The 8,199-nt window shown below is 34.3% G+C and carries 2 protein-coding genes; one reads left to right on the top strand and one right to left on the bottom strand.

Going from position 1 to position 8,199, the window contains the following annotated elements:
* Positions 1–72: 72 nt before the first annotated feature.
* Positions 73–7,494, top strand: coding sequence for a T9SS type A sorting domain-containing protein (locus tag ABIK75_02145; protein ID MEO0089896.1), 7,422 nt, complete (start codon positions 73–75; stop codon positions 7,492–7,494).
* On the opposite strand, the gene ABIK75_02150 is transcribed toward ABIK75_02145, so the two are convergent.
* On the bottom strand, positions 7,486–8,199 hold a 714-nt coding region (locus ABIK75_02150), incomplete at its 5' end, for a PQQ-binding-like beta-propeller repeat protein (GenBank protein MEO0089897.1). The genes ABIK75_02145 and ABIK75_02150 overlap by 9 nt on opposite strands.

The following is an 8,199-nucleotide window of genomic DNA, read 5'->3' on the forward strand; positions in this document are numbered from 1 at the left end:
TTAAAAATTTTTTAATTTATAATAAGATGTGGAAGGAAAAATAAAATTATCTTTTTATATAAGGAGGTTATAATGAGAAAAAATTATTTTTTAATTTTATTTTCTTTATTTATTTTTGGTTTATCTTTTTCTCAGGTTCATGATGTTGGCGTTCTTTCAATCATTACACCGGTTGATACAATAAGAGAAGATACAACAATTTTTCCCCAAGCAAGGATTACAAATTTTGGAACAGAAGGAGAGATATTTGAGGTTTTATTTAAGATTACTGATGAATTAGGGAACGATGTTTATTATAAAATTGATACTTTAAATCTTGCTCCTAACGAAACTACTGATTATACATTTAGTCAAAGTTGGTTAGCGGTAAGAGGTAATTATGCTGTCAAATGTTCAACAATGTTATCAGGTGATATTAATAATGATAACGACTGGCAAGATTCTTCTCTTTTTATTATTGCTCACGATGTTGGAGTTGAGTATATAATACAACCTGTTGATACGATATTAGAGGGCAGTTTAGTAATGCCGCAGGCGGTGGTAAGGAATTATGGTAATGTTGTTGAGGATTTTGATGTGATATTTAGGGTAGGAAGTGTATATGAGGATACGGTTTCGGTGGTTGGTTTATTACCTGATTCAGTTTTTACGGTTAATTTTAGTTCTTGGAATGCGGTTCGTGGTAGTTATGTTGTGAGTTGTACTACTTTATTAGCGAATGATTTATATCCAAGTAATGACAAAAAGGATAGTTCCTTATTTGTCGTTTATCATGATGTTGGAGTAATAGAAATAATAACACCTTCTGATACCATATCAGAAGGAGATACAGTTATTCCAACAGTAAAAGTAGCGAACTTTGGAAACATAAGTGAAAGATTTCCTATCCAATTTCGAATAGAAGGTATTGTGCCGATATTTATTGTTGTTGATACTATTTTGTTATCACCTAATGAAACCTTAGAATATAGTTTCAGTCAAAATTGGGAGGCAATTAGAGGAAATTATGCGGTAATTTGTACAACAATGTTAGCAACAGACCAAGATACTTCTAATGATTATATTAAAAAATCGTTATTTGTTGTTGCCCATGATGTTGGTGTGGAATATATTTTAGCACCAGTTGATACTGTTTTAGAAAATACTACTTTAATACCTTCTCCCCAGATAAAGAATTTTGGTAATATTTCAGAAAGTTTTAAAGCAATATTTAGAATTGGTAGTGTCTATGAAGAAACCTTAGATATTGTGGATCTTCAGCCCGATTCAATTGTTAAACCTCTTTTCCCATCTTGGGTAGCCATTAGAGGTATTTATCTGGTTTCTTGTACTACTTTACTAACAAGCGATTTATATCCTGATAATAATAAAAAAGAATCAACATTAGTTGTTATTGCTCACGATGTTGGAGTTGAGTATATAATACAGCCTGTTGACACGGTATTAGAAGGAATTTCAATAACACCGCAGGCGGTGGTAAAGAATTATGGTAATGTTGTTGAGGATTTTGATGTGATATTTAGGATAGGAAGTGTATATGAGGATACGGTTTCGGTGGTTGGTTTATTACCTGATTCAGTTTTTACGGTTAATTTTAGTTCTTGGAATGCGGTTCGTGGTAGTTATGTTGTGAGTTGTACTACTTTATTAGCGAATGATTTATATCCAAGTAATGACAAAAAGGATAGTTCCTTATTTGTTGTTTATCATGATGTTGGAGTTGAATACATAATTTCGCCTGTTGATACGGTATTAGAGGGCAGTTTAGTAATGCCGCAGGTGAGGCTAATAAATTTTGGTAATATAAGTGAGAGATTTCCTGTGTTATTCAAGATAGATACGGTTAGTGGCAATGTTTTTATGGTTATTGACACGGTGAGTTTGGCAGTGAATGAGACATTGGATTATACTTTTAGTCAGGGTTGGAGTACGGTTCGTGGCAGTTATATAGTTAGTTGTTCTACCCAATTAGCGACAGATATGAACAATTTAAATGATTATCAAGATAGTAGTTTATATGTTATTGCTCATGATGTTGGAGTTGAGTATATAATACAGCCTGTTGACACGGTATTAGAAGGAATTTCAATAACACCGCAGGCGGTGGTAAAGAATTATGGTAATGTTGTTGAGGATTTTGACGTGATATTTAGGATAGGAAGTGTATATGAGGATACGGTTTCGGTGGTTGGTTTATTACCTGATTCAGTTTTTACGGTTAGTTTTAGTTCTTGGACAGCGGTTCGTGGCGGTTATGTTGTGAGTTGTACTACTTTATTAGCGAATGATTTATATCCAAGTAATGACCGTAAGGATAGTTCCTTATTTGTGGTTTATCATGATGTTGGGGTTGAGTATATAATTTCGCCTGTAGATACGGTATTAGAGGGCAGTTTAGTAATGCCGCAGGTGAGGCTAATAAATTTTGGTAATATAAGTGAGAGATTTTCTGTGTTATTCAAAATAGATACGGTTGGTGGCAATGTTTTTATGGTTATTGATACGGTGAGTTTATTAGTTGGTGAGACATTAGATTATACATTTAGTCAGGGTTGGAATACGGTTCGTGGCAGTTATGTAGTAAGTTGTTCTACCCAATTAGCGACAGATATGAACAATATAAACGATAAAGTAGATTCTTTACTCTATGTCATTTCTCATGACTTAATGACCTTAGAAATTTTGGAACCGGTTGGCAGAATTTTGCCCGGTACGATAGTTAATCCAAGAGCAAGAATTAGAAATAACGGAACTGAGATTGAAAGGAATTTTCAAGCAATGTTTAGAATTGGCACGGTTTATTTATCCTACTTAACAATTGACTCTTTATTACCGAGTACGGACACAACAATCCAATTTTCACCACCTTGGACAGCAATTGCCGGAAGTTATGTGGTTTCTTGTTCGACAATGCTTAATAATGATATAAATAGAATAAATGATAAAGTAGATTCAGTTATTCAGGTTTCTCTTCATGATGTTGGTGTAGAATATATTTTAGAACCTGTTGATTCAATACCGGAATCTACTGCTATTTCTCCAAGAGCAGTTGTTAAAAATTACGGAAATTTAGTTGAGACATTTAATGTTCGTTTTAAAATTGGCAATGTTTACGATACAACTGTTCAAGTATTTTTATTAGAGCCGGATTCCAGTCGGGAAATTACTTTTGCTCCCCAATGGATTTCAATAAGAGGAAATTATTTAGTCTCTTGTTCAACTGAATTGGTTATGGATGATAATAATAGTAATGATAAAAAAGATACTAATTTATTAGTTTATGCTTATGATATTGGTGTTACTGAGATTTTAGAACCAAAAGGTTATTTATATGAAGGTAATCTTATTTTACCAAAAGCGAAAGTGAAAAATTTTGGCAACCGACCTGTTTCCTGTTCTATCTATTTTGCCATTGGTGATACTTGGCGGCAAGCATATGTGTCAATCCTTTTACCTGATAGCGAAAGGATAATTACATTCACTCCTGGTTGGCAGGCATATCGGGGCTTTTATATTGTAAAATGTTCCACCGCTTTAATAAATGATATGTATCATTACAATGATGTCTTAATTGATTCGGTAAAGGTTTTACCGGCAACCCGAATGGCAATCTATTTCCAAGACTTTAATAGCAGTTGGAGCACTGTCTCACCGCCTCCGGGTTGGCGGATATACTTTACCGGTGATACTTCGGAAAATGATTGGCATCGGAAATTAGCAAACCAGGCACCTTGGACACAAAATCCAACACCTTATCCAGCAATTTTCTATCGCTATACTTCTGATTCTCCTGATTCTTTAATCTCTCCTACTATAAATTGTCAGGCTTTTAGAAATATCCTACTTAAAGTGAATATGAATTTTAAAAAACGGGGGAATAATTACACTGCCAAGATTATGGGTCGGGATAATCTTTTTGATGCCTGGTATTTGATTAAGGAATATACTGAGAATTTTGGACCAGCGATTGATTCCTTTAGATTGCCATGGGCTGATGGTAAAAGTGAAGTAGAAATTGCTTTTGTTTTTGAAGGTAATTTAGAAGATATCTATTATTGGTGTCTTGACGATTTTGGACTTTATGGCGATACTGTTTATGATTATGATATTACTGTCTTAGAAGCAATCTCACCAAGAAGTTTTGAATTACCTCAACCAATTCCGATCAGTTGTAAGATTGCCAATATTGGTAGACAAGATATCCCTGCTTGTACCGCGATTGCTTTGATTAAAGATACCTTTGGCAATTTGGTTTATAATAGTAGCGTTATAACTCCGATTAATAGCGGTGAGACATTGACTGTTAGTTTTACTGGTTGGCTTCCGGATACTGGTCATTATCAAGTTAAATTCTTTACTCAAATTGGTGGTGATGAAAATCCCTTTAATGATACAATAACCTATTCCTGCTATGTTAATTGGGAAAAACTTTATTATTATGATGATGGTGTTGCCTATCGGGATACCGCTTTCTATCTTTTTGACCAAGGAATGGGTGTAAGATATATTCCAGAAATGTATCCAGCAACAATTAAAGAAGTCCATTTATATTTAAATATTGATACAATAAGTTATGCCAATCGTTTTAAGATTAGGATTGTAAAAGATAATGGTCCGGATTCCTCACCGGGAACATTACTTTACGAAAGTCCGGAGATTGCTGGGTTTACTGGTTGGAATAGTTTTCAATTACCAATTCAATTGACAATTGATTCTGGTGGTTTTTATATCTTTTATCTCCAAACCGACGATATGAATAACACACCGAAATTGGCAAGAGATAGGGCGCGTTCAATTTCTGCTCTTCATAGATATTATTTTGTTGATGATGGTGATTTCCTTTTCTATAAGAAAGATACGACAAATGGCGATTGGATGATTAGGGTTGTTATTGATTATCAACCCTATACGCCACCACCATTCCCAGACTGGCGGGTTAATTTTGTTTATCGACCAAGGGGTGAATTAGGATTAAGACCAAAAGGTATTAGTTATAAACCAATAGCAGTTATCCAAAATGTTTCTACTTGGACGGTTACTAATGCACCGGTTAGTTGTACAATTTATGATTCTTTAATGAATGTTGTTTATAATTCCTATCATATAGTTCCTTCCCTTGGTCCTAACGAAGTTCTTTTTGATACCTTCTTACCTTATTGGCAACCGCAATTAGGTGGCAAGTATTATGTAAAATTTATAACCCATGTTCCTGGTGATAACAATCTTGATAACGATACCGCAACAAAGATAATTTATATTGCGCCACCCATTTATACTGGTGGACCTGACCACGGATTTTATCGCCATTTCTGGATTGATTCAGATACCCTTGGTGGTCCACAATTTAGTTGGATTGATACTACAAATACATTTAGGTTAATTACCGAAGGAGATAATGCCGTTGTCGGAATTAATTTGCCATTCAAATTTAAGTTCTATGATACTACTTATAATTACTTATGGGTTGGAGTTGATGGTTTTGTTGCCTTTGGTGAGAGACCGCAAGGAACTGGTAATAATACCCAAATTCCTTATTATACAAGTCCAAATAATGCTATCTTTGCTTATTGGGATGATTTGATTTGTGGCAGAGATTTCGGTGGCGGTAGTATTTCTTATAAAGTTATTGGTGAAAAACCCGAAAGAAAAGTAGTTGTCATCTATCAAAATATGAGAAGGAAAGGAACAAATTATCAAGACCCAAAAGCCGGCATTACCTTTGAAATTATCTTGCAAGAAAATGGCAATATCATTGTTCAATACTTAGATGTGAATTGTGGTGATAGAAGATTCAATTATGGAAGAAGCGCTTCGGTCGGTATTGAAGATTCTACCGGTAATATTGGATTAGAATATCTTTATGGTGAAGGAAAGATTCCTCATAATTATCCCGGAAATAAATTGACTGATAGTTTAGCAATCTCTTTCTATCGCTATTTCAAGGATTGTGGAATTGTTAGGTTAATTTCGCCAAGAAGAGGAGCCTTTATTGGCGAGATAAGACCAAATTATCTTGTGAAGAATTTGGGAACCTTGAATGCTGATACATTAAAAGGATATGCGAAAATATTTGATAACTTTAATAGCCTTATCTATTTTGATTCAGTAATTACTAATTTAAATGCTGGTGACTCAATTAATTTAACTTTCTCTCCGATCAATCTATCTTATGGTCGTTACACAATTATCTGTTCTTTGTGGACAAGTGATGATATATATCCGGGAAACGATACTTTAACATTAAAATTTGAAGTTAACAAATGGATAGAATTGGCACCGATACCAAGGGGTTCTTATAACCGAGCAGTAAAGTGGGGAGCAATCGCTTATGTGCCAAATGAAAGAAAAGTTTATGCCTTAAAAGGTGCTAATACTAATGAATTTTGGTGTTACGATGTAGAAAAAGATACTTGGGATACGATGCCTTCCTTGCCTGATTCTTCAATTTATACCCATAAGAGAAGAAGAGTAAAATACGGTTGTGCAATGACTTATTCACCAGTTGATAATAGAATTTATGTAACGAAAGGTGGCAAGGGGCAGGAATTTTATGCCTTTGATTTGGCAGGCAGAGCTTGGACTGAATTATGCACAATTCCAAAATTGGCACCAACTTTAAGGGTTTATGGTTTTGGTAAGGGAACTGCTTTGGTTTATGAACCAAATACGCAGATGATTTATGCAACAAAGGGAAGTAATACTAATGAATTCTGGGCATATAATCCTTTAACCAATCGTTGGACGAAGAAAGCCGAAGTTCCCAGGGTTCCTTCTCTAAAAACTTGCGGTATTGGTACAGCAATGACCGCTGGTGATGGCAGAATCTATTTAGTAAAAGGTAAAAATACTTATGATTTCTATTCCTATAATCCTTTAACTGATTCTTGGAAAGAATTAAGGTCAGTTACTTTTAAACCAAGCGGTAAACGGGTTACAAAGGGCGCAGCAATTACTTATTTCAATAATAAAGTCTATCTCGTTAAAGGTGGTAATTCTCAAGATTTTGTCTCTTATGATGTCTTTGCTGATTCTTGGGTGGTGAAAGATACCGTACCAAGAGGTCGTTATAAGAGAAAGATAAAGCAGGGTGCAGCAATGACCTGTTCAGATGACGGAATTATCTATCTATTTAAAGGTGGTAATATTAATGAATTCTGGGCATATTCCACACAATTTGATACCATCTTTACTTTAACTTCGCCGACATTAAAGAAGTCAATAATGGAAGAAGAAGTTAAGAAATTAGAAGAAGCCTTTGGAGTTAAGATTTATCCCAATCCCGCAACAAAAGTCCTTTATTTCAAGATAAATAACGCAAGCGATATAAAAGAAATCAAAATCTATAATTCCATTGGTTCGGTAGTTAAAGATATTAAAATTACTAAAGAAGGAATATATTACTGGAACTTTAAAAAAGAAAAGATACCAAAAGGAATCTATCTCATCAAGATAAAAGGTAAAGAAGAAAGGAAAATAAAAGTTATCTTAATGTAAAAATTTAGTATTTCGCTTTAAGATAACTAATTTCTCTAATTTATTGGAGTATAAAAAATAAATACCGTATTTTAGTTTTTCTATTTTTCTTCCGGTAGCATCAAAAACAGAATTAAAATCTCTTTTTGGTAAGTTCTTATTTTCTTTCAAAGAAGTAGTAAAGGTATCGCCTTCTAAACAATAGACAAAACCTGGCTGGGTTTGGAATTGATTGCCAGCAAGCACATCATCTAAATTATCGCCATTCACATCTCTTATACTTCTTACAGAATTTACCCAACCACCCGTATTATATTGCCAGATAATTTGGCCATTACTGCCTTCTAAAACATAAATATTACCGTCTCCGGAGCCAGCAACAACATCTTTTATTCCATTTAAATTAACATCGCCGATTGGATAAACAGTCCAAACCATACCGTTAGTAGGTGTGCGCCAAATTTCATTACCAGTTCTGCCATCTAAAAGAATTACCGCATAATTCCAGGAACCAACAATCACTTCACAGATATTATCGCCATTCACATCATCTAAAATCTCAATGCGCATTCCGAATCTACCAATATTTCTTTGCCAAATTACTTGACCATTACTTCCTTCTAAACAGAAAATATTATTACTCCAAGAAGATGCCAAAGCATCATCAATTCCGTTGCCATTAACATCGGGAATTGGTCTGACACAATAGACGTCGCCACCAGTATT

It is taken from the genome of candidate division WOR-3 bacterium (genome assembly GCA_039801725.1).
Classification (GTDB): Bacteria; Hydrothermota; Tepidihabitantia; order Tepidihabitantales; family DTDR01; genus DTDR01.